The sequence below is a fragment of the Pseudomonas sp. P8_229 genome, from assembly GCF_034008635.1.
Taxonomy (GTDB): Bacteria; Pseudomonadota; Gammaproteobacteria; order Pseudomonadales; family Pseudomonadaceae; genus Aquipseudomonas.
This window is the reverse complement of sequence record NZ_CP125378.1, coordinates 4,170,014-4,195,427: the sequence shown is the minus strand read 5'-3', so window position 1 is coordinate 4,195,427 and position 25,414 is coordinate 4,170,014. Positions and strand designations below refer to the sequence as shown.

Below are 25,414 nucleotides of genomic sequence, written 5' to 3'. Positions count from 1 at the left end.
GGGGTTAAACGCGGTCTACATAAAGACCCGTAGCAGCAAGCGACAAGCACCGGAGCACAATGCTTGATCCTGCTGTTATGGGGTCTGACTGACGGGGATGCAGGAAGGTTCCCACAAAAAATATTTCATCTTTACAGGGCCGCGCGCTTATCCAGCGCCGCATTGCGCAAGGCCGCGATCACACAGGGTTCCAGTCGCCCTTCGGCGATCAGGACGTCGCGGTGCAAACCGTCGACCACATCTGTCAGCAGACGTTTGTCGGTCAACTGCGCTTGATTGAATTCGCGCTCCACCACGATGGCACCGTTGCCGTTTCTCAAGGTCACCAGGCATTCGCCATGGGAGCCACGAGGAGTCAACGTCACCTGATACGGGCTCAGAGCCTCACCGAGCAATAGACTGATACTTTCCATCTCGATCTCCACTCAACAGTCCGAAAACATTGCGCCTGGGGCGTGTCCACAATAAATGACCACCGGCCCGAGAAGAAAGTTCTGAATACCGGGCTCCTCCCTGAGCAGTGACCGGTCTGTCAGAGCATGCACGCTGAAGATGACAGAAAAACATCGGCGCTGTTCAGGCGATGACCGGCGCACGCATCGTAGCCAGATAGGCGTCCAGCAGACCTCTCATCAGTACTGCCGAGACCGGTGTATGCAGGCGTCCCAGCAACATCGGCGCATGTCCCAGCAGCAGATGCTCAAGATCGGTCAGCAGGCCTGCCGCCACCGGTCCCAGCAGAATCAGCCCGCGCGCCTGACGCTGAGCCCTAAGGTGGCGAATCAGTGCCATGCCGTCGCCACCTTTGAGCTGCGGATCGCAGATCGCAATATCCACGGCGCCGCGATGGCCCAGGGAAACCAGCGCCGAGGACAGCGTCGGCGCGGTGAGCACATCGTAGATGCCGATGGCGTTGAGCATCTGATGCAACGCCATCAGCTGGAACGGATTGGGTTCAAGAATCAGGACTTTTAGCGAGCGCATCGGCGACCTCGGAAACTGCAGTGGCGGACTCTTGCCGCAGGGTCCGTTCACTCTAGGGGAGCCGTCCTCAGCCTCCCATCGGAAAAGGCGCCGCGTCCTATAGGAAACTTCCCGTCTTCAGTGCAGACATTGGCAGCCGTTTTCCGTGCGGCGCTGGCTGATGTCGGTCCAGCCACCGAGCAGACCGCGCAATTGGCCATCGGCGCTGTAAAACGGCACGGTCCACTGATAGATGGCCTTGGAGCCGCTCTTGAACGCCAGCTGACGATTGCTGAAACGGACCTTGCGCGTATGCATCTGCACCATGAACTCATCGTGCAGCATCCGTGCTGTAGCTTCGGGCAGTGCATCGACTTCGAACAGCATCCTTCCCTTCACCTGCTCGAGTCGGACCGAGAGTGCCTCTTCATAGCTTCGATTGCACATTACCAGGCGACCTTGCAGGTCGCGGACGAAGACCGGATCGGGCATCGCATCGATCAACGCGTGCTGAAAGGCCAATTGGTCACCCAAGTGCTTTTCCGCTTCGCGGCGTTGTCGGATGACCGCCGCCAGCCGCCGATTCCAGACCAGTGACAACAACCCGAAGCCCCCCAGCCCAGCCATGCCCCAGCAGCCCCAATCGACGAACTCGTCCCACAGCGAAAGCCGTGCCGGCGGAGAGACACCGTCCAGCCACTTCACCCGGATGGCGCGCAACTCTGTGGCGGGAAAGGCGCCCAGCGCCTTGTTGAGGATACTCGCCAGTTCGGGCAACCCCTTGCGCACGGCCAGGTGATCGGCCTCCCAGCGCCCTTCCACCAGCCCGCCGACCTTGAGCAACCCTGAAGGGTACAACTGCGCACCGATTTCATTTTCGATGGTGGCGTAGGCCTCACCGCTTTCGACCAGCGCCCGCGCTTCGGCATACGTCTTGACCGAAAGAATCTCGATTGACGGATATTCGCGCCGCACAACCTCCTCCAGCGCATGCCGAGCGGGCAATACCAGCACCCGCTTCACCAGTTGTTCCAGCGACTGGATGGCCGGCTCGTCCTTGTGACCGACGAACACCCAGCCTGCACCGCCAAAGGCGTGACTGAAGTTCAGGAAAGTTTTGCGCTCATCGTTCATGGCCAGCGTGGTACTCAGATCCGCTGTCCCGGTTTGCAGGTGCTCCAGCATCTGATCAGTGGAAAACGATTCCACGTGAACAAACTGCAAACCGGTCATCGCACTGATGCGCTTGAGCACATCGTTGTTCAAGCCAGCCCAGTGCCCGTGTTCGTCCAGAAACAGGTACAAGGGGTATTGCACTGAAGCGACGGTCACGCTGGGGTTGTCTCGTATCCAGCGTCGCTCCCGCTCGTCCAGCTCAATGAGTTCGATCTTCTGCGCCTGCACCCCTTCGTGCAGCACCATTTGTGCTGCCATCCCCCCGCGGACGAATCCACTCAGGCACAACAACAGTAGCCAGCCCAGGGCCGGTTTAATTGCTCGTTCATACAGCATTGCCACTTCCTTCGTGATCGACTCACCCGTCCTTCATGGGCGAAAACCCGAGCAGTGTGGCAGCAGAAACAAAAAAGCCCGTCAGGAGACGGGCTTCAAAATGTGACAGCTTTTTCGGTTTACAACGGCTTGCCGCGGTTGCCATGCTGGCTGACAAAGGCCTGTACGGCTTTCAGCTCGTTTGGCAAAACGGTGCAACGCTCGTTTCGCTCAAACAAATCAGAAAGATGTGCAGGCAGTTCGAGAGCTTTTCCTACACCGGCTTTCTCCACGGCATCCGGGAATTTCACCGGATGCGCAGTGCCCAGAATCACCATCGGGATGTCCAGGCTGCGACGGCATTCGCGTGCGGCTTTCACGCCGATAGCGGTGTGCGGGTCCAGCACTTCGCCGCACTGCTCGTAGACTTCGGCAATGGTTTCGCAGGTTTGCGCATCGTCAACGGCCAGCGAGTCGAACAGCTTGCGGGCTTCGGTCCAACGCTCTTGCTCGACGCTGAAACCGCCGCCCTGCTTGAACGAGTCCATCAACCCGGCGATCGCCGCACCGTTGCGACCGTGCAGGTCGAACAACAGGCGTTCGAAGTTCGACGAGACCATGATGTCCATCGACGGCGACAGCGTGGCGTGCAGGGTTTCCTTGACGTACTGGTTGCCACTCATGAAGCGGTGCAGGATGTCGTTGCGGTTGGTGGCGACGATCAACTGATTGATCGGCAGGCCCATGTTGCGCGCCAGGTAACCGGCGAAGATGTCGCCGAAGTTGCCGGTCGGCACCGAGAACGATATCGAACGCGCCGGGCCGCCCAATTGCAGGGCTGCGTGGAAGTAGTAGACGATCTGGGCCATGATCCGCGCCCAGTTGATCGAGTTCACCGCCACCAGACGCGTGCCTTTGAGGAAGCTCTGGTCGGCGAAGCTGTTCTTGACCATTTCCTGGCAGTCATCGAAGTTGCCTTCGATGGCGATGTTGTGGATGTTCTCGCCGAGAATGGTGGTCATCTGCCGACGCTGCACTTCGGACACACGGTTGTGCGGGTGCAGGATGAAGATGTCGACGTTTTCGCAATGCTTGCAGCCTTCGATGGCAGCCGAACCGGTGTCGCCGGAGGTGGCGCCGACGATCACCACGCGCTCGCCGCGCTTTTCCAGCACGTAGTCGAGCAGACGACCGAGCAGTTGCAGGGCGAAGTCCTTGAACGCCAGAGTCGGGCCGTGGAACAGCTCCATGACCCATTCGTTGCCGTTGAGCTGACGCAGCGGGGCAACGGCGCTGTGCGAGAACACACCGTAGGTTTCTTCGAGAATCTTTTTGAAATCGGCGTCAGGAATGCTGCCGGTGACAAACGGGCGCATCACCCGGAAAGCCAGTTCGTGATACGGCAGGCCGGCCCACGAAGCGATTTCTTCCTGGGTGAAACGTGGCAGGTTCTCCGGGACGTACAGACCGCCGTCGGTGGCGAGACCGGCCAGCAGGACGTCTTCGAAATTCAGGGCCGGTGCCTGGCCGCGGGTGCTGATGTAACGCATGACTGACTCCAATGCAGAGTGTTCGCAATGCCGGGCCCGCGCACGGGCCCGGTCAATGATGGCGACTTAGTTCAGGTGCTCGACGCGGATCCGCACAACCGGACCGTTGACGCCGGCCAATGCTTCCAGGGCGGCAATCGCATCGTTCATGTGCTGTTCCAGCACGCGATGGGTCAGCAGGATCATCGGCACCAGACCGTCGTGCTCTTCGACTTCCTTCTGCATGATCGACTCGATGTTGATGCCGCGTTCCGAGAGGATGCTCGCCACCTGAGCAAGTACGCCCGGATGGTCCTTGGCCTGAATGCGCAGGTAGTAGGCGCTTTCGCAGGCTTCGATCGGCAGGATCGGATGCGCCGACAGCGAGTCCGGCTGGAAGGCCAGGTGCGGTACGCGGTTTTCCGGATCGGAGGTCATCGCGCGAACCACATCGACCAGATCGGCGATCACCGACGAAGCGGTTGGCTCCATGCCAGCGCCAGCGCCGTAGAACAGCGTCGAACCCGCCGCGTCACCATTGACCATCACTGCGTTCATCACGCCGTTGACGTTGGCGATCAGGCGATCGGCCGGGATCAGCGTCGGATGTACGCGCAGCTCGATACCGGCAGCGGTGCTGCGAGCCACACCGAGGTGCTTGATGCGGTAGCCCAGCGCTTCGGCATAGTTCACGTCAGCGGTGGTCAGCTTGGTGATGCCTTCGGTGTAGGCCTTGTCGAATTGCAGCGGAATGCCGAACGCGATCGAAGCCAGAATCGTCAGCTTGTGCGCGGCGTCGATGCCTTCGACGTCGAAGGTCGGATCGGCTTCGGCGTAGCCCAGCGCTTGCGCTTCGGCCAGCACGTCCTCGAAGGTGCGACCCTTCTCGCGCATTTCGGTGAGAATGAAGTTACCGGTGCCGTTGATGATCCCGGCGACCCAGTTGATGCGGTTGGCGGACAGGCCTTCACGGATCGCCTTGATCACCGGAATGCCACCGGCCACAGCCGCTTCGAACGCCACGATCACGCCTTTCTCGCGTGCCTTGGCGAAAATCTCATTACCGTGAACGGCGATCAGTGCCTTGTTCGCGGTGACCACATGCTTGCCATTCTCGATGGCCTTGAGTACCAGCTCGCGGGCAACGGTGTAGCCGCCCATCAGCTCTATGACGATGTCGATCTCAGGGTTCGTGGCCACTTCGAAGACATCGTTGGTAATCGCAATACCGGTCGTCTGGAACTGAGGCTTTGGCGTGCGCATGGCAATTTGTGCCACTTCGATCCCACGCCCGGCACGACGAGCAATTTCCTCGGCGTTGCGCTGAAGTACGTTGAAGGTACCGCCACCGACGGTCCCTAACCCACAGATGCCTACTTTGACCGGATTCACTGTGAACTCCCCATGAAACGGCCGACGCAAGGTCGGCCGGAAAACAACCGCGTACTCGCGGCTCTCTATTAATGGCCCGGCGATGTTACCGCCGGACCATGATCGTCACGGCTGACCGTGACGATGCGAATTACTTGGCGCCCAATGCCAGTTTGGCGACTTGTGGCGCCGGCTGGTAGCCCGGAATGACTTGTCCGTCGGCCAAAACGATGGCCGGTGTGCCATTCACACCGATCGACTGACCGAGGGCGAACTGTTTGGAAACCGGGTTCGCGCATTTGGCGGCCTTGATTTCCTTGCCATCGACCATTTTGTCCATGGCGGCTTTCTTGTCGGTCGAGCACCACACGGCTTGCAGTTGCTCGTCACCCGGCGAACCCAGGCCCTGGCGCGGGAACGCAACATAACGCACTTCGATGCCGCGCTTGTTCAGCTCAGGCACTTCGGCGTGCAGCTTGTGGCAGTACGGGCAGGTGGTGTCGGTGAACACGGTGATGTGCGATTTGGTCTCGCCCACGGCCGGATACACCACGGTTTCGGCCACCGGAATGGCGTTGATCAATTTGGAAATGCCCAGGCGTTCGGTCTTCTCGGTCAGGTTGACCGGTTTACCGTCCTTGAGCTGGAACAGGTTGCCCTGAACGATGTACTGGCCATCGGCGCTGGCGTACAGCACGCGGCTGCCCTTGAGCTTGACTTCATACATGCCCGGCAACGGGCTGGCGCTGATGCTTTCTACCGGAACCTCGAGTTCGAGTTTTTCCAGGCTTTGACGAATGGCTTTGTCGGCCGCGTCATCGGCGACGGCAAAGGTGCTGACCAACGCAATGGCTGCGGCGGCGAAAATCTGGGTCAAACGCATGAGAACTCCTGAAGGCGGACAAATGAAACGGTCAGAACGCCCGTGCCGGAACACCGGGTCATAACCGTCCATCGTGCAAACCGGCAAAGCCTAACACATAAGGCTCGCAGGGCCGAATGCGCCTGACACAAGACACTCAAGGCCTACTGACACACAGTATTGTGGCGAGGGGATTTATCCCCGATGGGTTGCGAAGCAGCCCTGAAACCATCCACCGCCATCTATCAGGCAAAACGGAGCACGCCGGGCTTGGGGCTGCTGCGCAGCCATCGGAGATAAATCCCCTCACCACGGGTACACATTCCACCATTGGAGATTTCATCAGCCGCGCGGATGGTGTTTGGCGTGCAGGTCTTGCAGGCGAGCGCGGGCGACGTGGGTGTAAATCTGCGTGGTCGACAAATCGCTGTGCCCAAGCAGCATCTGCACCACGCGCAAATCCGCGCCATGGTTAAGCAGGTGCGTGGCAAACGCATGCCGAAGAGTATGCGGCGACAGCGACTTGCCGATCCCGGCAACCTTGGCCTGATGCTTGATGCGGTGCCAGAAGGTCTGGCGGGTCATCTGCTCGCCGCGCTGACTGGGGAACAACACATCGCTGGGGCGCCCGCCCAGCAGCTCGCTGCGGCCATCGCGCATGTAGCGCTCGATCCAGACAATCGCCTCCTCGCCCATCGGCACCAGCCGCTCCTTGCTGCCCTTGCCCATCACCCGCAATACGCCCTGTCGCAGGTTGACCTGCTCGAGGGTCAGGCTCACCAGCTCGGTCACCCGCAGACCGCAGGCGTACAGCACTTCAAGCATGGCGCGATCGCGCTGGCCGATGGCTTCGCTCAGGTCCGGTGCCTTGAGCAACGCCTCAACGTCGGCCTCCGAAAGAGACTTGGGCAGCGGTCGACCCAATTGCGGCATGTCGACGCGTAAGGTCGGATCGACGCTGATCATTTTTTCCCGCAGCAGATAGCGATAAAAGCCACGCACCCCCGAGAGAAATCGGGCGGTGGAACGCGGTTTGTAATTCTGCTCCAGACGCCAGGCCAGATGATCGAGGATCAACTCGCGACCGGCATTGATCAGCTCCAGGTTCTTCTCCTGCAGCCAGCCATTGAACAGGGCCAGATCGCTACGGTAGGCGCCACGGGTGTTGTCGGACAGGCCTTTTTCCAGCCACAGGGCGTCGAGGAATTGGTCAATCAGTGGATGGTCGATGGCAGGCATGGGCGCTCAAGACACGCAACCTCAGGGACTGCGCGCAAATGTAGAGTGAACTGTAGGAATGGACGCTAGTCTTTCATAGCCCGCAATTTCAAGGAACAGGGAGCATCAATGAACGAGCAGCAAATTCTATTGGCATTTGGCGGGATTGGCGCGGCGGCGCTGGGTTGCCAATGGCTGGCGTGGCGTCTGAAGCTGCCGGCGATTCTGTTTCTGTTGCTGACGGGTATTCTGGTTGGCCCGATTCTGGGCTGGCTCGATCCGCAGGAAATGTTCGGGCCGCTGCTGATGCCGTTGGTGTCGCTGGCGGTGGCGCTGATTCTGTTTGAGGGCAGCCTGACGCTGCACCTGTCGGAATGGAAGGAGATCGGCAGCGTCGTCCATCGTCTGGTGACCATTGGCGCGATCTCGACCTGGATCGTCATCGCGGTCGCCACGCATTTCCTGCTCGGTTTCGACTGGATGCTGGCCATCCTGTTCGGCAGCCTGACACTGGTCACCGGCCCGACCGTGATCGTGCCGATGCTGCGCGTGGTGCGACCGAAAGCTTCGATCGCCAACATTCTGCGCTGGGAAGGCATTGTCATCGACCCGATCGGCGCCCTCCTCGCCGTGGTGGTCTACAGCTTCATCATCGCCAGCGCTGAAGGTCATGGCTTCAAGCAGAGTCTGTTCACCTTTGGCGGCGTGATTCTGTGCGGCGCGGTGTTCGGCATTGTCGGTGGCTGGCTGCTCGGTACGGTGATCCGCCGGCAATGGCTGCCGGAATACCTGCACAACCTCGCCTCGCTGGCCGCGGTGCTGGGGATTTTCATTGCCTCCAACGAGGTGATGCACGAGTCCGGCCTGCTGGCGGTGACACTGATGGGCATGTGGCTGGCGAACATGAAGGGCGTGGATGTGCGGCACATTCTGCACTTCAAGGAAAACCTCAGCGTGCTGCTGATTTCCGGGTTGTTCATTCTGCTGGCGGCACGCCTGGACCTGTACGCACTGATTGGACTGGGGCCGCTGGTACTGATTCTGCTGCTGGTTATTCAGTTGATCGCCCGTCCGCTGAACGTACTGCTCAGTACCGCCGGTTCCAGTCTGAGCTGGCGCGAACGCGCATTGCTGTGCTGGATCGCCCCGCGCGGGATAGTGGCGGCGGCGGTGTCGGCGATTTTCGCGATTCGTCTGCATGAAGCCGGACATGAAGGCGCCCTGCTGTTGGTGCCACTGACCTTTGCCGTGATCATCGGCACCGTGGTCCTGCAAAGCGCCACCGCACGACCACTGGCACGACTGCTGAAGGTCGCCGAACCGGCGCCAAGCGGTTTCCTGATCGTGGGTGCGAACGGCCCGGCGCGGGAGCTGGGCAAATCACTGCAGCAACTGGGCAGCCGCGTGCTGCTGACCGATTCGAGCTGGGAGAACATTCGCACGGCGCGCATGGAAGGTTTGCCGACGTATTTTGGCAATCCGGCCTCGCAGCACGCCGATGCGCATCTGGATCTGGTCGGGCTTGGGCATCTGCTGGCGCTGTCGCCGTCGGGTGAACTCAATACCTTGGCGGCGATGCGCTTTCGTCATGACTTCGGTCATCAGCGCTTGTTTGGCCTCGCCAGTGGTCACGAGAGCCGTCGCAGCGACAAACACCGGGCGAGCCTTGAGCATCGCGGCAATCAGCTGGGCAGCGAAGCATTTACCTACGCGAAGCTGGCGAGCCAGATGGGTCAGGGTGCCGAGCTTTACAGCACGACGCTGACCGATGGTTTCGGCTGGGAGGATTACCGCGCACTGCACGGCAATCGCGCGACCTTGCTGTTCATGCGCGATGACAGCGGCTGGGTGCATGTGGTGACGCCGGAGACGGCGGTGAAGCCTGGGGCGGGGTGGACGTTGCTGGCGTTGATTCAGCCGGAGGCCAGCGGCGCCTGATCTGACGCCTTCGCGAGCAAGCCCGCTCCCACAGGTGCTGTGCCGGACACAAATGTTGTGTTCGCCCCGATCACTGTGGGAGCGAGCTTGCTCGCGAAGGCTGCGGCGCGGCTTCAGATCAGGCCGCAAAACCCGGAAGCACCGGTACCGGTCGCTTGTCGTCATCAATGGCGACAAAGCTGAACTGCCCATGAATCGCTTTCTCACGACCATCACAGCTCATGCTTTCGACAAACACTTCCACCTCGACCTTGAGGCTGGTATTGCCAACCTTGATCACCCTTCCGACCAGCTCGACGATGGAGCCAGCCGGGATCGCGTGATTGAAGTCGATACGGTCGGTGGACACGGTTACCAGTGGCAAACGACAGAATCGCGTAGCGGTAATGAACGACACCTCATCCATCCACGCCAGCGCGGTACCACCGAACAGAGTGTTGTGATGGTTAGTGGTCGGAGGAAAGACAGCTTTGGTCACGCGAGTCACCGAGAGCTCGGTGCGGCGTTGAATTTCCTGGTCACGGATAGACATGTGAGATGACTCGTAAAAAGTAGACTGCAAATCGAAAACAAGATCAAAAGATCGACCGAACGCGGCCCGAGCCTTCGGCAGCTCCTACAGGATGAGGGCAATTTATTGCAGGCAACAAAAAAGCAGCCCGTAGGCTGCTTTTTTCTGCATCGGAAGCTGGACTTAAGCCAGTTTTTCCTTGATGCGAGCTGCTTTACCCGACAGGTCGCGCAGGTAGTACAGCTTGGCTTTACGTACGTCACCGCGACGTTTAACAGCCATGCTGTCGATCTGCGGGGAGTAGGTCTGGAAAGTACGTTCTACGCCAACACCGTTGGAGATTTTACGAACGGTGAACGCACTGTTCACGCCGCGGTTACGCTTGGCGATTACAACGCCTTCGAACGCTTGCAGACGGGAACGATCGCCTTCCTTCACTTTCACCTGAACGACAATGGTGTCGCCCGGGGCAAAGGTAGGGATTTCTTTGGTCATCTGCTCTGCTTCGAGTGCAAGGATGATTTTGTTGGTCATGCTGTGCTCCTAAGGTAAATCAACTGATCTACCATCGATACGTTGTTAACTATCGTCCCGCTCGCGGATGTATTCCTCGAGCAGCTTCTTCTCTTCTCCAGAAAGCGAGCGGCTTTCCAGAAGATCGGCGCGTCGTTCATAAGTCCTGATAAGGGACTGCTGTAAACGCCAACGCCGGATATGCGCGTGATTGCCACTTAGCAACACGTCGGGAACACGCTGATCCGCATACACCTCAGGTCGGGTGTAGTGCGGGCAATCCAGCAGACCATCCGTAAAGGAATCTTCCTCAGCGGAATCCGCATGCCCTAAAGCTCCAGGCAGCAGTCGTGTAACCGCATCGATCATGACCATGGCCGGCAGCTCGCCGCCAGACAGTACATAGTCACCAATCGACCACTCTTCATCGACATGAGCCTCAATAAAGCGCTCGTCAATGCCTTCATAGCGGCCGGCAATCAGGATCAATGCATCCGATTGTGCCAACTCGCGTACCGCCGACTGAGTCAGTTGACGGCCTTGGGGGGACAGGTAAATCACCTTCGCCGCCTCCCCGGCTGCTGCCTTGGCCTGAACCAGAGCATCTTCCAGGGGCTTGATCTTCATCACCATGCCCGGACCACCGCCAAACGGGCGATCGTCCACAGTGTGATGCCGATCCGTCGTGTAATCCCGCGGGTTCCAACAGGTCAGCTGCAACAGCCCCTGTTTCACCGCTCGACTGGTAATGCCGTATTCACTGATGGCCGAGAACATCTCGGGGAACAACGTTATGACGTCTACGCGCAGGCTGGCCATTGCTTAGAAGTCCGCGTCCCATTCCACCCTCATCACGCCTGCATCCAGGTCGATTGTCAGCACGCATTGCTCTGTGTAGGGCAACAACCGCTCACGATCATCCAGGCTGCCCGCGCAGGGCTTGACCACCAATACATCGTTCGCGCCGGTCTCCAACAGGTGATCAACCTTGCCGAACAATTGCTCGTCCTGGTTGATGACGCTCAGACCCTGCAACTGGTACCAGTAGTACTCGTCGCCTGTCAGGTTGGGCAAAAGGCTTCGCGAGATGCAAATCTCATAACCGCTCAGAAGACGGGCTTCATCACGATCGTCGAGGCCTTTGAGCTTGGCAACCAGATCCTTTTGAGTGGATCGGCCGCTGACCAGCTCGACCTGCTTGACCACGCCTTCGCGCCGAAGCGTCCAGTTGCGGTAATCCAACAGGTTTTCAATCGGATCGGTAAAGGAAAAGACCTTCACCTCGCCGCGAACGCCGTGAACCGAAAAAATCTTGCCGACAACGATCAGGTCATCAGCTTTTTCTGGCGTCGCGCTCATACTGCTCAGGCTGCAGCCTTGGCAGATTCCTTCAGCAACTGAGCAACACGCTCAGAAGGCTGTGCACCAACGCTCAGCCAGTAGGCAACGCGCTCTTGGTTCACGGACAGACGGATTTCCTGACCACGGGCAACAGGGTTGAAGAAACCAACCTGTTCTTTGTGGGAGCCGTCACGCGGGTTACGCGAGTCGGTTACGGTCAGGTGGTAAAACGGGCGCTTTTTGGAGCCGCCAAGGGCAAGACGGATTGTTAGCATGTGAACATCGTTCCTGTAGTCGGTGCTGCAAATCTAAATGCACAGCGGGCATGGGTGCCCGAAAGGCCGCATATTCTAAGGAATATCCGGACTTTTGCAAATGACTTTTTCCGGCGCCTATGGCATGCCGTGCGGATTTGCATATAGAGCCGTCGATGAAAACGGCCAGTCAGCTCCCGCCGAGTGCGGGTTTGCTGTTGATCCCGCGTCCTTGCGGGGTCTGCGCCGGTGCGACGACCGGCGCAAATTCTTTACATCTTGGGCATGCCGCCGCCGGGCAACATTCCGCCCATGCCGCGCATCATTTTCGCCATTCCGCCCTTGGCGGAGAATTTCTTCATCATCTTTTGCATCTGCTTGTGCTGCTTGATCAAGCGACCGATGTCCTGCACCTGGGTACCGGAACCCATGGCGATCCGGCGTTTGCGCGAACCGCTGATCAGCTCAGGGTCGCGGCGCTCGGCCGGGGTCATGGAATTGATGATGGCTTCCATCTGTTTGAACTGCTTCTCTGCAGCGTTCTGGGCATTGCCCATCTGCGACAGGTTGACGCCGCCGATGCTCGGCAGCTTGTCCATGAGCCCACCGAGGCCGCCCATGTTCTTCATTTGTTGCAGCTGATCGCGGAAGTCTTCGAGGTCGAAGCCCTTGCCCTTCTTCAGCTTTTTAGCAAGCTTGTCGGCCTTGTCCTTGTCGAGGGTCGCTTCGGCCTGTTCGATCAGGCTGAGCACGTCGCCCATGCCGAGGATTCGCGAAGCGATACGCTCAGGATGGAACGGATCGAGCGCTTCGCTCTTCTCGCCCATACCGATGAACTTGATCGGCTTGCCGGTGATCGCACGTACCGACAGTGCGGCACCGCCACGGGCGTCGCCGTCGACCTTGGTCAGGATCACACCGGTCAGTGGCAGCGCATCGCCGAAGGCCTTGGCCGTGTTGGCGGCGTCCTGACCGGTCATGGCGTCGACCACGAACAGGGTTTCGACCGGGTTGATCGCAGCGTGCAGCGCCTTGATCTCGCCCATCATCTCTTCGTCGATGTGCAGACGACCGGCGGTATCGACGATGACCACGTCGATGAATTTCAGTTTGGCTTCTTTAATAGCCGCATTGGCGATGTCGACCGGCTTCTGGCTCAGGTCGGACGGGAAGAACGTCACGCCGATGTCGTTGGCCAGGGTTTCCAGCTGTTTAATAGCCGCAGGACGATAAACGTCCGCCGACACCACCATGACCGACTTCTTCTTGCGCTCTTTAAGGAAGCGCGCCAGCTTGCCGGCAGTGGTGGTTTTACCGGCACCCTGCAGACCGGCCATCAGAATGACGGCTGGCGGTACGGCACTCAGGTTCAAATCTTCGTTGGCCGCGCCCATCAGGCTTTCGAGTTCGGCCTGGACGATCTTCACGAATGCCTGGCCCGGCGTCAGGCTGCGCGACACCTCGGTGCCGACAGCGCGCTCCTTGACCGAATTGACGAAGTCCTTGACCACCGGCAGGGCGACGTCGGCTTCGAGCAACGCCATGCGCACTTCGCGCAAGGTGTCTTTGATATTGTCTTCAGTCAGCTTCGCCTTGCCGGTGACATGGCGCAGCGTCTGCGAGAGACGGTCGGTTAAGTTTTCAAACATTGCGCGATCCTTTCAGGCCCTGTGTAGACCGGGATAATGGCGGCCCAGACCGGATTCAACATGTGCTCGGCGAGCCTGCGGCGTGGGCAGGTCGCGGATTATAGCGAAGACTGCGTCGGGCGGACACCTCGCACTTTCGTGGTGTGGCGGTTCTATGCCAAACTCAGCGCCTTTCGGGCCTGCCTAACAGGATTTATGCTCCCCTTATCACCCAGTTTGCTGACCACGCTCGCCGCCGCTCTCCTTTATGCCGCTGCGACCCTTTATCAGGGCACCCGCCTGGCCTCCGGCGCCAAGGCGAACAAGCGCCTGCTGGTTACGCTCGGCGTCCTTGCCGTGCTGGCCCACAGCGCCAGCCTGCTCACCCACCTGCTGACGCCGATCGGCCTGGGCCTGGATTTCTTCAGCGCCGCCAGCCTGATTGCCGCCGCGGTCATCGCCTTGACGCTGCTGGCCTGCTCGCGGATCCCGGTGGAAAACCTGCTGGTGCTGTTGTTCCCGCTGGGCGCGGCGACGGTGCTGCTGGCGCAGTTCGCGCCTGCCGGCACGGTGCAGATCATCGACGAAGAGCCGGGCATCCTCGCCCACATCCTGCTGTCGATCCTGGCTTACGGAATGTTCACCATCGCGGTATTCCAGGCCTTGCTGCTGCTGGTCCAGGATCACCAACTCAAGCACAAGCACCCGTCGGGCCTGATCAAGAACTTCCCGCCGCTGCAAACCATGGAAAGCCTGCTGTTCGGTTTCCTCTGGGCCGGCTGGACGCTGCTGTCGCTGTCGCTGATCTCCGGCTGGCTGTTCGTCGAAAACCTGTTCGCCCAGCATCTGGTGCACAAGACCCTGCTGGCATGCCTGGCCTGGGTCGTGTTCAGCGTGCTGTTGTGGGGTCGCAACCGCCTCGGCTGGCGCGGTCACAAGGCGATTCGCTGGACCCTCGCCGGTTTCTGCCTGCTGATGTTGGCGTATTTCGGCAGCAAACTGGTTCGTGAATACATCCTGCACATCTGACGGGCGGCATAAATGGACGGTTTGCCCATAGGGCCGATGCTCGCGGTGTTTGTCCTGCTGATTTTATGGTCGGGGCTATTTACCGCCGTCGAAATCGCGCAGCAGCACCTGCTCGCGCAGCGCACCGCCTCGCGCGCCAGCGACAAACCGCTGGCGAAGCTGAGCTTCCCGCTCGACAGCCTGATTCTGTGTAACACCCTGTGCCGCGCCCTGGCAGTGGTCATTGCCACATTGCTGGCGATCTTCCTTTGCGAAGAGAACGGGCCTTGGGCAGCCTGCCTCGGCGCCGCTGCAGTGTTGCTGGTGTTTGCCGATTACTTTCCGCGCACAGTGGCCCAGCGTTATCCGGAGGCCGTGCTGTCCTTCGGCAATACCCTGCTGGCCATACCGCTGAAAATCCTTTACCCGCTGGCCTGGCTACTGAGCAGCATCAGCGGCTTGCTGATTCGCCCGTTCGCCCGCAAGACTCAAGTGGTGCAACAGAGCGAAGACGAAGAGCCTGCTGACCGAAACGACGACCCGGAACATCCGTCTCGTACCCATCCGGTTGCGGGGATCCACGCGCTGGACAACATCACGGTCAATGACATTCTGGTGCCGCGCAGCGATGTCGACGGCATCAACCTCGACGACTCGATCGAAGAGATCATCGAACAACTGCGCCACAACAAGCGCACGCGCCTGCCGGTGTTCCACAGCGACATCAACCAGGTCGAAGCAGTGCTCAACACCCGGCAGATCCGCCATCTGCTCAACGATGGCAAGCTGACCCGCGAGGCGCTGCTGGCCGCCAGCTACGAACCGTATTTCGTCCCGGAAAGCACGCCGCTGCAACTGCAACTGCTGAACTTCCATAAACAGCAGCGCCGCCTGGGCATGGTGGTGGACGAGTACGGCGAAGTACTGGGCATCGTCACCCTGGAAGACATTCTCGAAGAGATCGTCGGCGAATTCGAAAGCGAACACAGCCTCGACAACCCGCACATCCATCCACAGGCCGACGGGCGCATGGTCATTGATGGTACTGCGTCGATCCGCGAACTGAACAAATGCCTGGGTTGGCATTTGCCGAGCGACGGGCCGAAAACCCTCAACGGCCTGGTGACCGAAGCGCTGGAGAGCATTCCGGAAAGCGCGGTGTGCCTGAAAATCGGGCGTTACCGGCTGGAGATTCTCGAAACCGAGGAGAACCGGGTGAGCAAAGTCCTGATCTGGCATACCTCTTCGGTGCCGGCCGTCATTTAAGACATGCACCATTCTCTGTGGCGAGCGGGCTTGCCCCCTCGCCACAAAGGCCACGCCCTCGCGTCCCTTTTTAGAGCTTGTTCAATCGTTAGCCCCCTTCCTATAATCGAAACGCTTACCCTAGCGCCGTCGAGCCCTGTGCCTACCCTGCACTCCTGCGGCTTCGGCTATTTCCGCACCGCCCCGACGACTGTTCCTACTCGAAACAGCGACGCGCCTCATCCCACATCCCTGGGTGTTCGACCATAATAATTCGCTCCAACGGAGCCATGACTGTCAGGGATCACCGCATGACGACCAGTACCGCTTATAGCGCCACAGCGCCTGCCCAGCCGACCAACTCCGCCACCCGCGTAGCGACGGCGAGCTTCATCGGCACCGCTATCGAGTTCTACGACTTCTATGTCTACGCCACCGCCGCCGCGCTGGTGATCGGGCCGGTGTTCTTTCCGCAGACCTCCGGAACCGCGCAGATGCTCTCGGCATTTCTCACCTTCGGCATCGCCTTCCTCGCCAGACCGCTGGGCTCGGCGCTGTTCGGCCACTTCGGTGACCGCATCGGACGCAAATCGACGCTGGTCGCCTCGCTGTTGCTGATGGGTGTCTGCACCACGCTGATTGGCGTGCTGCCGGGTTACGCCAGCATCGGTGCCTGGGCGCCGATTCTGCTGTGCGTGTTGCGCTTCGGTCAGGGTTTGGGACTGGGTGGTGAATGGGGCGGCGCAGCACTGCTGGCCACGGAAAACGCGCCCAAGGGCAAGCGGGCGTGGTTCGGCATGTTCCCGCAACTTGGCCCGTCGATCGGCTTTCTCGCGGCCAACGGGCTGTTTCTGACCCTGGCCATGACCCTCAATGACGAACAGTTCCGCAGTTGGGGCTGGCGGATTCCGTTTCTGCTCAGCGCGATACTGGTGATGGTCGGCCTGTACGTGCGCCTCAAGCTCCACGAAACCCCGGTGTTCGCCAATGCGATTGCCCGTCAGGAGCGGGTGAAAGTGCCGCTGGTCGAACTGTTCAGCCAATACTGGGCGCCGACCTTGCTCGGCGCGGCGGCGATGGTGGTGTGCTATGCGCTGTTTTACATCTCGACGGTGTTTTCCCTGAGCTACGGCGTGTCCACCCTCGGCTACAGCCGTGAGACCTTCCTTGGCTTGCTGTGTTTTGCCGTGCTGTTCATGGCTGCGGCGACACCGTTGTCCGCCTGGGCCAGTGACCGTTACGGGCGTAAACCGGTACTGATCATCGGGGGCGTGCTGGCAATTGTATCCGGATTCCTGATGGAGCCGTTGCTGACGCAGGGTTCGACCTGGGGCGTGGCACTGTTCCTGTGCATCGAGCTGTTCCTGATGGGCGTGACATTTGCGCCAATGGGTGCGCTGCTGCCAGAACTGTTTCCGACGCATGTGCGCTATACCGGCGCATCGGCCGCGTACAACCTGGGCGGGATCGTCGGCGCCTCGGCGGCACCGTTCTTTGCGCAGAAGCTGGTGGCGATGGGCGGTTTGAGTTATGTCGGCGGGTATGTGTCGGGGGCAGCGGTGCTGAGCCTGATTGCGGTGTTGTGCCTGAAGGAAACGAAGAATAACGATCTGAATCAGGTTGCCTGACAGAAGATCAAAAGCTTCGCGAGCAAGCCCGCCCCCACATTGGATCTGTGGCGTACACAAAACCTGTTGTAGGAGCGGGCTTGCTTGCGAATGTCGTGCCTCGGTTTACAGCTCTACAACAACAGCCTGAGCCGCGCGGGTCGCCTTGGCACGCGCAGCCTCGATCGACTCATCCCGCGCCAATGCCACGCCCATGCGGCGCTGACCATTGACTTCAGGCTTGCCGAACAGACGCAACGCCGTATCCGGCTCGCTCAGCGCAGCACCAAGGTTGGCGAAGGCCGTCTGGGTCGACTGCCCTTCCACCAGAATCACCGCCGAAGCCGACGGGCCGAACTGACGGATCAGCGGCACCGGCAGGCCAAGAATGGCGCGCGCATGCAGCGCGAATTGCGACAGATCCTGGGAAATCAGGGTCACCAGACCGGTGTCGTGCGGGCGCGGCGAAACTTCGCTGAACCATACCTGATCACCCTTGATGAACAACTCGACACCGAACAGACCACGGCCACCCAGTGCCTCGGTCACGGCTTTGGCCACGCGCTCGGACTCCGCCAGGGCAATCGGGCTCATGGCCTGCGGCTGCCAGGATTCCTGATAGTCGCCCTTCTCCTGACGGTGGCCGACTGGTGCGCAGAACGTGGTGCCACCGATGTGGCGCACGGTCAGCAGGGTGATTTCGTAGTCGAAATCGATGAAGCCTTCGATGATCACCCGGCCTTTGCCGGCGCGGCCGCCCTCTTGCGCGTAGTCCCAGGCTTTCTGCACGTCATCGGCGCTGCGCAGCAGGCTCTGGCCTTTACCCGACGAGCTCATCACTGGCTTGACCACGCACGGGAAGCCCAGGTCCTGGACGGCTTTGCTGTAGTCCTCGAAGGTGTCGGCAAAGTGGTACGGCGAGGTCGGCAGGTCCAGCTCTTCAGCGGCCAGACGACGGATGCCTTCACGGTTCATGGTCAGCTGTGCGGCGCGCGCGGTCGGGATCACGGTGAAGCCTTCGGCTTCCAGCTCGACCAGCGTGGCGGTGGCGATGGCTTCGATTTCCGGCACGATGAAGTGCGGCTTCTCGGCTTCGATTACCGCACGCAGCGCGGCGCCGTCGAGCATGTTGATCACGTGGCTGCGATGGGCAACCTGCATGGCCGGCGCGTTGGCGTAACGGTCGACGGCAATCACTTCAACGCCCAGGCGTTGCAGCTCGATCACCACTTCCTTGCCCAGCTCACCACAGCCACACAGCAATACGCGGGTCGCGGTCGGCGACAATGGAGTTCCGATACGGGTCATCTCAGGTCCTCAAAGAAGCGGATCATCGAGGAAAGCAACGCCAGACGCGCTTTCCATGGGGAGAAAGCGCGGCATTTTACATGAACCGCAGGGTTTGGCTTAGCTGGCGACAGCCTGTTTGCGCTCGCGCCAGGCCATGATCAGCCAAACGGCAGTGACACCAGCGAACTTCGAGACCAGCGCGGTGATGATCACCGGTGGCGTCATCAGGTCGATCATGCCGAAAAAGATGAAGGTATCGAGCGGAATGCTCAGCGCCGAGCTGATCCACAAGCGGTCACGCAGCGGGCGTTTGGTGACGCTGAACACCAGCCAGTCGATGCATTCGGAGATCGCGAACGCCGTGGCGCTGGCCAGGGCGATGGACGGATCGGACGTAACGTAAGACAACACCAGTGCCACCAACATTGCCGCAATGGCACCGTGGCCGAAGCGGGTCTGCACCATGTCGCGCAACACGAACACCAGCCCGCCCCAGGCCGACCAGATGATGTCCAGGTGTGGAGCGGTGGAGAAGGCGAAGTTGATCAGCACGACGCTGCTGATGTAGGCGATGAGGAAAATCATGGAAGCGACCTTTCAGATTGGCGCACAGGTTACTTCAGGCTGGGAGTTGGGCCAATAAGAAGTCGCGACTGTGCCGGCCTCTTCGCGAGCAAGCCCGCTCCCACACTGGATCTTCAGTGAATCCGAATGGCGGGGCAGGCACAGATCAAATGTAGGAGCGGGCTTGCTCGCGAAGGCGTCGTCTCAGACGCCAGATTTCCCGGGGATCATCCACACCAACCCACTCGCCTTCGCTCGCTCATGACACAGGCCAAGCACCACCCGCCGCTCGTCGTTGGTCATGCGGCCCCAACGGGTGATCTCCTCGACCGTGCGCTGGCAGCCGGTGCAAATATCGTCCTCATCCAGTGCGCAGATATTCACGCACGGCGAGGCGACGGGTCTTTCGGGTGCGTTCATTCTTCTTGCTCGACCAGATCACGCGCGTAACGCTGCGAGTTATGCACATAGTGAGCGGCGCTGGCTTCGAGCATTTTCTTCTGCGGCTCGGTCAGTTCACGCACGACCTTGCCCGGCGAGCCCATCACCAGCGAGCCATCAGGGATTTCCTTGCCTTCGCCGATCAGCGAATTGGCGCCGATGATGCAGTTCTTGCCGATCTTTGCACCGTTGAGAATCACCGCGTTGATGCCGATCAGGCTGTAATCGCCGACGGTACAGCCATGCAGCATGGCGTTGTGGCCGATGGTCACACCGGTGCCGATGGTCAACGGGTAGCCCATGTCGGTGTGCATCACCGTGCCGTCCTGGACATTGCTGTTCTTGCCGATCAGGATCAGTTCGTTGTCGCCGCGCAACACGGCGTTGAACCAGACGTTGGCGCCCTCTTCCAGTCTGACCTTGCCCACCAGCACGGCATTGGGGGCGACCCAGCTCTGCGGGTGGGCGTCGACGCGGGCGTCACCCAGGCGGTATTTCATCTTGTTTTCCTCAGGGCTCACGATGACGGGCCATTCGAGCGATGGCTTCAGGTATTGATATAGCTTTTAGGGGGATGGTGCAGGCTGATCTGTTCGTCATAGAGCAGGTTGATCAGCTCGACGATCATGATCGCCGTCAGCCCCCAGATCTTGAATTCACCGTAACGATAACTCGGCACGTACCAACTGCGGCCCTGGTAATCGATACGGTGTGTATGTTCACGCGGGTCTTTGCGGAAGAACTCCAGCGGCACATTGAAGACTGCAGCGATCTCGGCATCGTTGGCCTGGTACTCGACAAAGTCCGGGATCACTCCGACATAAGGCGTGACCTTGATGCCATGCAACGAAATCAGCGGGCTGAGCGGGCCGATGACCTCGACCAGCCCCGGCGGCAGACCGATTTCTTCCTCGGCTTCGCGCAGTGCAGTGAAAATCAGGTCAGGGTCTTCCGGGTCACGGCGCCCGCCGGGGAACGCCACTTCGCCGCCATGGGTCGAGAGGCCGCTGGCGCGCAGGGTCAGCACCAGCTCGGGCTCGTCACTGCGGGTGATCGGCACCAGAACAGCGGCCTCGGGGAAACGTTTATCGGTCTCCAGCGTGCGCGGTGTGTGGTTGCTTACCCTATGCAGTAGCTCGTCCAGCATGAGTGTTCTCGATCTGTGCCTTACCCTGCATCATGCACCAATCATTGCAGCCGCCCAAGCCCTTCGCCAGGCCATGTCGCGAAACGACAACTTGCCGACCGGCACCGCTGCACGCCAAGATAGGCGCAGCATTCAGGAACCCCAGCATGAAATTTTGCAGCCAGTGCGGCAACCCGGTGACCCAGCGCATTCCCGAAGGCGATTCGCGGCTGCGATTTGTCTGTGATAGCTGTCAGACCATTCACTATCAAAACCCCAATATCGTCGCCGGTTGTGTCGCGACCTGGGGCCGTCAGGTGCTGCTCTGCCGCCGCGCCATCGAGCCACGGCTCGGCTACTGGACGCTGCCTGCCGGTTTCATGGAAAACGGCGAGACCATCGAGCAGGCCGCGATTCGCGAAACCGCCGAGGAAGCCTGCGCCCGGGTGCGCAACCTGAGCATCTATACGCTGATCGACGTGCCGCACATCAGCCAGGTGCATGTGTTTTTCCGCGCAGAACTGGCGGACCTGGACTTTGCCGCCGGCCCCGAGAGCCTCGAAGTACAACTATTCGACGAAGCCGACATTCCCTGGGACGAGCTGGCTTTCCGCACGGTGGGGCGTACCTTAGAATGCTTTTTCGCTGACCGCCGCGCCGAAACCTACCCGGTTCGCTCCGAATCGATACCGCCGCTGGCTCAGCCTGCCATCACCTGAAAGCGTCCATAACTAAAATATCTGCGTCACTCCCTGGGGAATCGTTTCAATGCGCTGGTTGCTTGCCCTGCTTTGCCTGTCGTTCGCCACGGTCTCACAAGCGTCCTTCGTGACCACCGTGACGCCCTCGAATACGCCGCTGATCGAAAAAATACTGGTGCTCAAATCGGCGCACCAACTGCAGTTGATTGCCGATGGAAAGCCGATCAAGACCTATCGCATCTCCCTGGGCAAGGGCGCGAAAAAAGGTCCGAAACTGATCGAAGGCGACAAACGCACCCCGGAAGGTTTCTATTGGATCGACTGGCGCAAGGTCAGCGACAAGTTCAATCTGGCGATGCACATCTCCTATCCGAACATCAGCGATTCGGCGCGCGCCCGGCGTGAAGGCGTCGAGCCTGGCGGGATGATCATGATCCACGGCACCCCGGATTCGGAAGAAACGCCTGAAGACCTGTTCCATACCCTGGACTGGACCGACGGCTGCATCGCCATGCGCAACATGGACATGCGTGAGGTCTGGGGCCTGGTGCCGGACGGCACGATGATCGAGATTCGCCCTTAACCTGTGGCAACGTTTCGCTAAATCCCCTCGCCACAAAGTGCTCTTTCAGCCATTACCGTCGGTCGGCGATAAAAAATAAATCAAAAGATCGCAGCCTGTGGCCGCGCCTTCAGGGTTGATACCACTTCCCACTGAAGGCGCGGCCACAGGCTGCGATCTTTTGCGTTCTGCATGCCACCTCTAATACCACTTCAAGACAACCTACCCACAGCCCGCCATTTCATTGGGCTACAGGCCAATTCCTCGCGTTGACATGGTATTCAAGTGGTATTAATTTCCGCCCCACAAGCGAGCCACAACAATCCTATACTCGCGTCGGAAATGACCTACATGAACGACCTCCAGGCCCTACGCCCAGATGACTCCCAGCCGACGCCGCTGTACCTGCAACTGGCGCGCAACCTGGAATCGGCGATCCATGCCGGGCAGTGGAAGGCCGAGCAGGCGATGCCGTCCGAGCGCAACCTCAGCGAGCAGCTCGGTATCTCCCGGGTCACCGCCCGCAAGGCCCTGGAAGTGCTGCTCGATCAAGGTCTGATCCGCCGCCTGCAAGGTTCCGGCACATTCATCACGCCACGCCTGGAACAACCACTGTCGCGCCTCTCCGGTTTCAGCGAAATGCTCCGCCTCAAGGGTTTCGTCCCCAGCTCGCAGTGGCTGGAGCGCGAAGTCACCCTGCCGACTCACGAAGAACTGATCCGCCTCAGCCTGTCGCCGAACGACAAGGTCGCGCGCATGAAGCGTCTGCGCAAAGCCGATGACACCGTCATGGCCATCGAGATGAGTACCCTGCCCGCCTCGATCATGCCCAAGCCGCAATTGGTCGGCGATTCACTCTACGAATACCTCGACGGCATCGGTAAACCGATCGTCCGCGCCCTGCAGCACATCCAGGCGATCAACGCCTCGGACGAGTTCGCCGCGCTGGTCGGCATCGCTCCCGGCACCGCCATGCTGCTGATGACCCGAGTCGGCTATCTGGAAGACAACACGCCGATCGAAGTCACCGACACCTATTGCCGCAACGACTACTACGACTTTGTTGCAGAGCTTCGTAGATAAAAACTTCGTAGATAACGAGCTGCGCCGCTGAGGCGGCCCAAAGCGAGAACCGAAATGTCTGAAGACAACATCCTCACCGCCAGCGGCTGGGTTCGCGGCCGGCTGATCCACGAACACGGCAAAATCGTGTCGATCGAAGGCGTGCCTTGCGATCCGGCCGACAATGACCTGCCCTATCTGCTGCCGGGTTTCATCGACCTGCACGTCCACGGCGGTGGCGGCAAAGACATCATGGAAGGCGCGAGCGCCTTCGAGACCATCACCAGGACCCACGTGCGTTTCGGCACCACCTCGCTGCTGGCCACCACCATGACCGCACCGAGCGCCGAGATCTCCAGCGTGTTGAGGGCGGTCGGAGAATTCTGCGAACAGCGTCCGAAAGGTACCGCGCGCGTCCTCGGCGTGCACCTCGAAGGCCCGTACATCAATCCTGGCAAACTCGGTGCGCAACCGAACTTCGCTCACACCGCGTTGATGGCCGAAGTCGAAGAATACCTGGCGCTGGCGCCGATCCGGGTGATCACCATCGCCCCGGAAATCGCCGGTCACGACGCCTTGATCCGCGAGTTGAGCAACCGTGGCGTGCGCATGCAGATCGGCCACACCCTTGGCAGTTACGAAGAAGGTGTCGCTGCACTCGATGCCGGCGCGACCAGTTTCACCCACCTCTACAACGCCATGAGCCCGCTGCATCACCGCGAGCCGGGGATCGTTGGCGCCGCACTGGCCCACGCCAAATTCGCCGAGCTGATCCCCGACTTGCTGCACGTGCACCCCGGCGCCATTCGTGTGGCCCTGCGCTCGATCCCGTGCCTGTATTGCGTCACCGATTCGACCGCTGCCGCCGGCATGCCCGACGGTGAATACAAGCTTGGTAGCCACACCGTGACCAAATGCCTGGGCGGCGTGCGCCTGCCCGACGGCACCTTGGCCGGCAGCACCCTGACCATGGATCAGGCCCTGCGCAACCTGGTGAAGATCGGTTTGCCGATCGCCGAAGCCTCGCAACGTCTTTCGCAATTTCCCGCCGATTACCTCGGCATCACCGAACGCGGGCGCCTTGCAGCTGGCGCCTGGGCCGACTGCGTGCGGCTGGATCGCTCACTCACACTGACCGCCGTCATGGTCGAAGGAGAAGACATTGACTTCAAAAATGCTTGAAGAGGCGCTGTCCTCGTTCGAGGCCGTGCAAGCCCAACTGCAACAGCTCGACCCGCAAATGATCGAGATCGCCGGGCGCCTGCGCCGTCAGCCACCGCAAGTGGCGATGACCGTCGCCCGCGGCAGCTCCGACCACGCGGCGAGCTACTTCGCCTACCTGACCATGCAGCAACTGGGTGTACCGGTGGCGTCGCTGCCGATGTCGGTGGTGACCATGCAACAGGCGCCGTTGAAGGTCAGCGGTCAGGTGGCGTTCGCGTTCTCGCAATCGGGTCAGAGCCCGGATCTGGTCAACAGCCTGCGTCTGTTGCGCAAGCGCGGCGCGCTGAGTGTTTCGATGGTCAACGCGGCTGATTCGCCACTGGAAGCCGCGTGTGAATTCAGCCTGCCGTTGCTGGCCGGCACCGAAAGCAGCGTTGCCGCGACAAAGAGTTTCATCGCCACCCTCAGCGCCAGCGCCCGCCTGATCGCGCACTGGAAAGAAGACAGCGAACTGCTGCAAGCACACAACGCCCTGCCCGAAGGCCTGCGCGAAGCCGCGCAACAGGACTGGAGCGTGGCCATCGAAGCCCTGCGCGATTGCGAACGCCTGATGGTTATCGGCCGTGGCGCCGGTTTTTCCATCGCCCAAGAGGCTGCACTGAAATTCAAGGAAACCTCGGCGATTCAGGCTGAAGCGTTCAGCAGCGCCGAAGTCCGTCACGGCCCGATGGCCCTGATCGACGAGCACTACCCTCTGCTGGTGTTCGCGCCACGCGGTGCCGAGCAGGCCGGACTGATCAGCCTCGCGGCGGAAATGCGTCAACGCGGCGCCCGCGTGTTGCTGGCCGCACCGGACGATGTGACTGAACGCGACCTGACCCTGAGCCGCGCCGAACACCCGGCCCTCGACCCGATTCTGGCGATCCAGAGTTTCTACGTGATGGCCGCAGGCCTGGCCGTGGCCCGGGGCATGGACCCGGATCAGCCGCGCCACCTGAGCAAAGTGACCCGTACACACTAAGTCC

At 60.4% G+C, this 25,414-nt stretch carries 27 protein-coding genes; 9 read left to right on the top strand and 18 right to left on the bottom strand.

The window, feature by feature from the left end; genetic code table 11:
- Positions 1-131 precede the first annotated feature (131 nt).
- The 7 genes from QMK55_RS18815 to xerD form a co-directional block, all read right to left on the bottom strand.
- Positions 132-413, bottom strand: a complete 282-nt coding sequence (locus QMK55_RS18815; protein WP_102357607.1) for a DUF3509 domain-containing protein — start codon at positions 411-413, stop codon at positions 132-134.
- Positions 414-576: 163 nt separating this feature from the next.
- A complete protein-coding gene (locus tag QMK55_RS18810; protein WP_102357605.1) occupies positions 577-984 on the bottom strand; it encodes a response regulator in 408 nt (135 codons plus the stop codon).
- Positions 985-1,101: 117 nt separating this feature from the next.
- A complete protein-coding gene (locus QMK55_RS18805; RefSeq protein WP_320329730.1) occupies positions 1,102-2,475 on the bottom strand; it encodes a transporter substrate-binding domain-containing protein in 1,374 nt (457 codons plus the stop codon).
- Between the two features lie 119 nt (positions 2,476-2,594).
- Positions 2,595-4,004, bottom strand: a complete 1,410-nt coding sequence (gene thrC / locus QMK55_RS18800; RefSeq protein WP_320329729.1) for a threonine synthase — start codon at positions 4,002-4,004, stop codon at positions 2,595-2,597.
- Between the two features lie 66 nt (positions 4,005-4,070).
- The gene (locus QMK55_RS18795) at positions 4,071-5,375 is read right to left on the bottom strand and encodes a homoserine dehydrogenase (RefSeq protein WP_102357600.1); all 1,305 of its coding nucleotides are present in this window, start codon (positions 5,373-5,375) and stop codon (positions 4,071-4,073) included.
- 130 nt (positions 5,376-5,505) lie between these two features.
- Positions 5,506-6,237 carry a bifunctional protein-disulfide isomerase/oxidoreductase DsbC gene (gene dsbC / locus QMK55_RS18790; RefSeq protein WP_102357599.1) on the bottom strand — a complete coding sequence of 244 codons (732 nt, stop codon included), beginning with the start codon at positions 6,235-6,237 and terminating at the stop codon, positions 5,506-5,508.
- A 321-nt stretch (positions 6,238-6,558) separates the two neighbouring features.
- Positions 6,559-7,455, bottom strand: a complete 897-nt coding sequence (gene xerD / locus QMK55_RS18785; protein WP_102357597.1) for a site-specific tyrosine recombinase XerD — start codon at positions 7,453-7,455, stop codon at positions 6,559-6,561.
- A 108-nt stretch (positions 7,456-7,563) separates the two neighbouring features.
- Between xerD and QMK55_RS18780 the strand changes: the two genes are divergently transcribed.
- Complete coding sequence (locus tag QMK55_RS18780; RefSeq protein WP_320329728.1) at positions 7,564-9,372, top strand: sodium:proton antiporter; 1,809 nt, start codon at positions 7,564-7,566, stop codon at positions 9,370-9,372.
- 118 nt (positions 9,373-9,490) lie between these two features.
- Here the strand turns inward: QMK55_RS18780 and QMK55_RS18775 are convergent, their stop codons facing one another.
- The 6 genes from QMK55_RS18775 to ffh all read right to left on the bottom strand — a co-directional run bounded on the left by QMK55_RS18775 (position 9,491) and on the right by ffh (position 13,640).
- Complete coding sequence (locus tag QMK55_RS18775; RefSeq protein WP_102357594.1) at positions 9,491-9,904, bottom strand: acyl-CoA thioesterase; 414 nt, start codon at positions 9,902-9,904, stop codon at positions 9,491-9,493.
- Between the two features lie 162 nt (positions 9,905-10,066).
- Positions 10,067-10,417: a 50S ribosomal protein L19 gene (rplS, locus tag QMK55_RS18770; protein ID WP_003175895.1), complete on the bottom strand. Its 351-nt coding sequence runs from the start codon at positions 10,415-10,417 to the stop codon at positions 10,067-10,069.
- A gap of 45 nt (positions 10,418-10,462) precedes the next feature.
- Positions 10,463-11,215 (bottom strand): tRNA (guanosine(37)-N1)-methyltransferase TrmD, encoded by a 753-nt coding sequence (trmD, locus tag QMK55_RS18765; RefSeq protein ID WP_025112189.1) that lies wholly within the window; start codon positions 11,213-11,215, stop codon positions 10,463-10,465.
- A 3-nt stretch (positions 11,216-11,218) separates the two neighbouring features.
- Positions 11,219-11,755 (bottom strand): ribosome maturation factor RimM, encoded by a 537-nt coding sequence (rimM, locus tag QMK55_RS18760; protein WP_047292745.1) that lies wholly within the window; start codon positions 11,753-11,755, stop codon positions 11,219-11,221.
- 5 nt (positions 11,756-11,760) lie between these two features.
- Positions 11,761-12,012, bottom strand: coding sequence for a 30S ribosomal protein S16 (gene rpsP / locus QMK55_RS18755; RefSeq protein WP_003185073.1), 252 nt, complete (start codon positions 12,010-12,012; stop codon positions 11,761-11,763).
- Between the two features lie 251 nt (positions 12,013-12,263).
- Entirely contained in the window at positions 12,264-13,640 is a 1,377-nt protein-coding gene (gene ffh / locus QMK55_RS18750; RefSeq protein ID WP_320329727.1) for a signal recognition particle protein, read from the bottom strand.
- A gap of 195 nt (positions 13,641-13,835) precedes the next feature.
- Between ffh and QMK55_RS18745 the strand changes: the two genes are divergently transcribed.
- From QMK55_RS18745 to QMK55_RS18735, 3 genes are all read left to right on the top strand, one after another.
- Positions 13,836-14,648 carry an inner membrane protein YpjD gene (locus QMK55_RS18745; protein ID WP_320329726.1) on the top strand — a complete coding sequence of 271 codons (813 nt, stop codon included), beginning with the start codon at positions 13,836-13,838 and terminating at the stop codon, positions 14,646-14,648.
- A 12-nt stretch (positions 14,649-14,660) separates the two neighbouring features.
- The gene (locus tag QMK55_RS18740; RefSeq protein ID WP_320329725.1) at positions 14,661-15,893 is read left to right on the top strand and encodes a transporter associated domain-containing protein; all 1,233 of its coding nucleotides are present in this window, start codon (positions 14,661-14,663) and stop codon (positions 15,891-15,893) included.
- Between the two features lie 290 nt (positions 15,894-16,183).
- The gene (locus tag QMK55_RS18735; RefSeq protein WP_320329724.1) at positions 16,184-17,500 is read left to right on the top strand and encodes an MFS transporter; all 1,317 of its coding nucleotides are present in this window, start codon (positions 16,184-16,186) and stop codon (positions 17,498-17,500) included.
- A 105-nt stretch (positions 17,501-17,605) separates the two neighbouring features.
- Here the strand turns inward: QMK55_RS18735 and purT are convergent, their stop codons facing one another.
- The 5 genes from purT to QMK55_RS18710 form a co-directional block, all read right to left on the bottom strand.
- A complete protein-coding gene (purT, locus tag QMK55_RS18730; protein ID WP_003221968.1) occupies positions 17,606-18,787 on the bottom strand; it encodes a formate-dependent phosphoribosylglycinamide formyltransferase in 1,182 nt (393 codons plus the stop codon).
- 99 nt (positions 18,788-18,886) lie between these two features.
- On the bottom strand, positions 18,887-19,354 hold the full coding sequence (locus tag QMK55_RS18725) for a preQ0 transporter (RefSeq protein ID WP_102357585.1): 468 nt from the start codon (positions 19,352-19,354) through the stop codon (positions 18,887-18,889).
- 183 nt (positions 19,355-19,537) lie between these two features.
- The gene (locus QMK55_RS18720; protein ID WP_102357584.1) at positions 19,538-19,753 is read right to left on the bottom strand and encodes a DUF1289 domain-containing protein; all 216 of its coding nucleotides are present in this window, start codon (positions 19,751-19,753) and stop codon (positions 19,538-19,540) included.
- Positions 19,750-20,274, bottom strand: coding sequence for a gamma carbonic anhydrase family protein (locus QMK55_RS18715; RefSeq protein ID WP_102357582.1), 525 nt, complete (start codon positions 20,272-20,274; stop codon positions 19,750-19,752). Before QMK55_RS18715 ends, QMK55_RS18720 begins: the two co-directional genes overlap by 4 nt.
- 47 nt (positions 20,275-20,321) lie before the next feature.
- The gene (locus QMK55_RS18710) at positions 20,322-20,921 is read right to left on the bottom strand and encodes a CoA pyrophosphatase (RefSeq protein WP_007967803.1); all 600 of its coding nucleotides are present in this window, start codon (positions 20,919-20,921) and stop codon (positions 20,322-20,324) included.
- 146 nt (positions 20,922-21,067) lie between these two features.
- Between QMK55_RS18710 and QMK55_RS18705 the strand changes: the two genes are divergently transcribed.
- From QMK55_RS18705 to QMK55_RS18685, 5 genes are all read left to right on the top strand, one after another.
- Complete coding sequence (locus QMK55_RS18705; RefSeq protein ID WP_025112180.1) at positions 21,068-21,619, top strand: NUDIX hydrolase; 552 nt, start codon at positions 21,068-21,070, stop codon at positions 21,617-21,619.
- Positions 21,620-21,668: 49 nt separating this feature from the next.
- Positions 21,669-22,184 (top strand): L,D-transpeptidase family protein, encoded by a 516-nt coding sequence (locus QMK55_RS18700; RefSeq protein WP_102357581.1) that lies wholly within the window; start codon positions 21,669-21,671, stop codon positions 22,182-22,184.
- Between the two features lie 330 nt (positions 22,185-22,514).
- Positions 22,515-23,246: a GntR family transcriptional regulator gene (locus tag QMK55_RS18695; protein WP_102357580.1), complete on the top strand. Its 732-nt coding sequence runs from the start codon at positions 22,515-22,517 to the stop codon at positions 23,244-23,246.
- 54 nt (positions 23,247-23,300) lie between these two features.
- The gene (gene nagA / locus QMK55_RS18690) at positions 23,301-24,407 is read left to right on the top strand and encodes an N-acetylglucosamine-6-phosphate deacetylase (RefSeq protein WP_320329723.1); all 1,107 of its coding nucleotides are present in this window, start codon (positions 23,301-23,303) and stop codon (positions 24,405-24,407) included.
- A complete protein-coding gene (locus tag QMK55_RS18685; protein WP_320330266.1) occupies positions 24,400-25,410 on the top strand; it encodes an SIS domain-containing protein in 1,011 nt (336 codons plus the stop codon). Before nagA ends, QMK55_RS18685 begins: the two co-directional genes overlap by 8 nt.
- Positions 25,411-25,414: the final 4 nt, after the last annotated feature.

Excerpts from the sequence above, each read along its gene's own strand:
- QMK55_RS18815 (WP_102357607.1), bottom strand. The coding sequence starts at position 413 with ATGGAAAGTATCAGTCTATTGCTCGGTGAGGCTCTGAGCCCGTATCAG.
- QMK55_RS18740 (WP_320329725.1), top strand. The coding sequence starts at position 14,661 with ATGGACGGTTTGCCCATAGGGCCGATGCTCGCGGTGTTTGTCCTGCTG.
- rplS (WP_003175895.1), bottom strand. The coding sequence starts at position 10,417 with ATGACCAACAAAATCATCCTTGCACTCGAAGCAGAGCAGATGACCAAA.
- QMK55_RS18715 (WP_102357582.1), bottom strand. The coding sequence starts at position 20,274 with ATGAAATACCGCCTGGGTGACGCCCGCGTCGACGCCCACCCGCAGAGC.
- QMK55_RS18720 (WP_102357584.1), bottom strand. The coding sequence starts at position 19,753 with ATGAACGCACCCGAAAGACCCGTCGCCTCGCCGTGCGTGAATATCTGC.
- QMK55_RS18745 (WP_320329726.1), top strand. The coding sequence starts at position 13,836 with ATGCTCCCCTTATCACCCAGTTTGCTGACCACGCTCGCCGCCGCTCTC.
- QMK55_RS18810 (WP_102357605.1), bottom strand. The coding sequence starts at position 984 with ATGCGCTCGCTAAAAGTCCTGATTCTTGAACCCAATCCGTTCCAGCTG.
- QMK55_RS18705 (WP_025112180.1), top strand. The coding sequence starts at position 21,068 with ATGAAATTTTGCAGCCAGTGCGGCAACCCGGTGACCCAGCGCATTCCC.
- QMK55_RS18725 (WP_102357585.1), bottom strand. The coding sequence starts at position 19,354 with ATGATTTTCCTCATCGCCTACATCAGCAGCGTCGTGCTGATCAACTTC.
- ffh (WP_320329727.1), bottom strand. The coding sequence starts at position 13,640 with ATGTTTGAAAACTTAACCGACCGTCTCTCGCAGACGCTGCGCCATGTC.
- QMK55_RS18685 (WP_320330266.1), top strand. The coding sequence starts at position 24,400 with ATGCTTGAAGAGGCGCTGTCCTCGTTCGAGGCCGTGCAAGCCCAACTG.
- purT (WP_003221968.1), bottom strand. The coding sequence starts at position 18,787 with ATGACCCGTATCGGAACTCCATTGTCGCCGACCGCGACCCGCGTATTG.
- QMK55_RS18775 (WP_102357594.1), bottom strand. The coding sequence starts at position 9,904 with ATGTCTATCCGTGACCAGGAAATTCAACGCCGCACCGAGCTCTCGGTG.
- rimM (WP_047292745.1), bottom strand. The coding sequence starts at position 11,755 with ATGAGCGCGACGCCAGAAAAAGCTGATGACCTGATCGTTGTCGGCAAG.
- QMK55_RS18695 (WP_102357580.1), top strand. The coding sequence starts at position 22,515 with ATGAACGACCTCCAGGCCCTACGCCCAGATGACTCCCAGCCGACGCCG.
- QMK55_RS18710 (WP_007967803.1), bottom strand. The coding sequence starts at position 20,921 with ATGCTGGACGAGCTACTGCATAGGGTAAGCAACCACACACCGCGCACG.
- QMK55_RS18805 (WP_320329730.1), bottom strand. The coding sequence starts at position 2,475 with ATGCTGTATGAACGAGCAATTAAACCGGCCCTGGGCTGGCTACTGTTG.
- dsbC (WP_102357599.1), bottom strand. The coding sequence starts at position 6,237 with ATGCGTTTGACCCAGATTTTCGCCGCCGCAGCCATTGCGTTGGTCAGC.
- nagA (WP_320329723.1), top strand. The coding sequence starts at position 23,301 with ATGTCTGAAGACAACATCCTCACCGCCAGCGGCTGGGTTCGCGGCCGG.
- QMK55_RS18780 (WP_320329728.1), top strand. The coding sequence starts at position 7,564 with ATGAACGAGCAGCAAATTCTATTGGCATTTGGCGGGATTGGCGCGGCG.
- QMK55_RS18735 (WP_320329724.1), top strand. The coding sequence starts at position 16,184 with ATGACGACCAGTACCGCTTATAGCGCCACAGCGCCTGCCCAGCCGACC.
- xerD (WP_102357597.1), bottom strand. The coding sequence starts at position 7,455 with ATGCCTGCCATCGACCATCCACTGATTGACCAATTCCTCGACGCCCTG.
- thrC (WP_320329729.1), bottom strand. The coding sequence starts at position 4,004 with ATGCGTTACATCAGCACCCGCGGCCAGGCACCGGCCCTGAATTTCGAA.
- rpsP (WP_003185073.1), bottom strand. The coding sequence starts at position 12,012 with ATGCTAACAATCCGTCTTGCCCTTGGCGGCTCCAAAAAGCGCCCGTTT.
- trmD (WP_025112189.1), bottom strand. The coding sequence starts at position 11,215 with ATGGCCAGCCTGCGCGTAGACGTCATAACGTTGTTCCCCGAGATGTTC.
- QMK55_RS18700 (WP_102357581.1), top strand. The coding sequence starts at position 21,669 with ATGCGCTGGTTGCTTGCCCTGCTTTGCCTGTCGTTCGCCACGGTCTCA.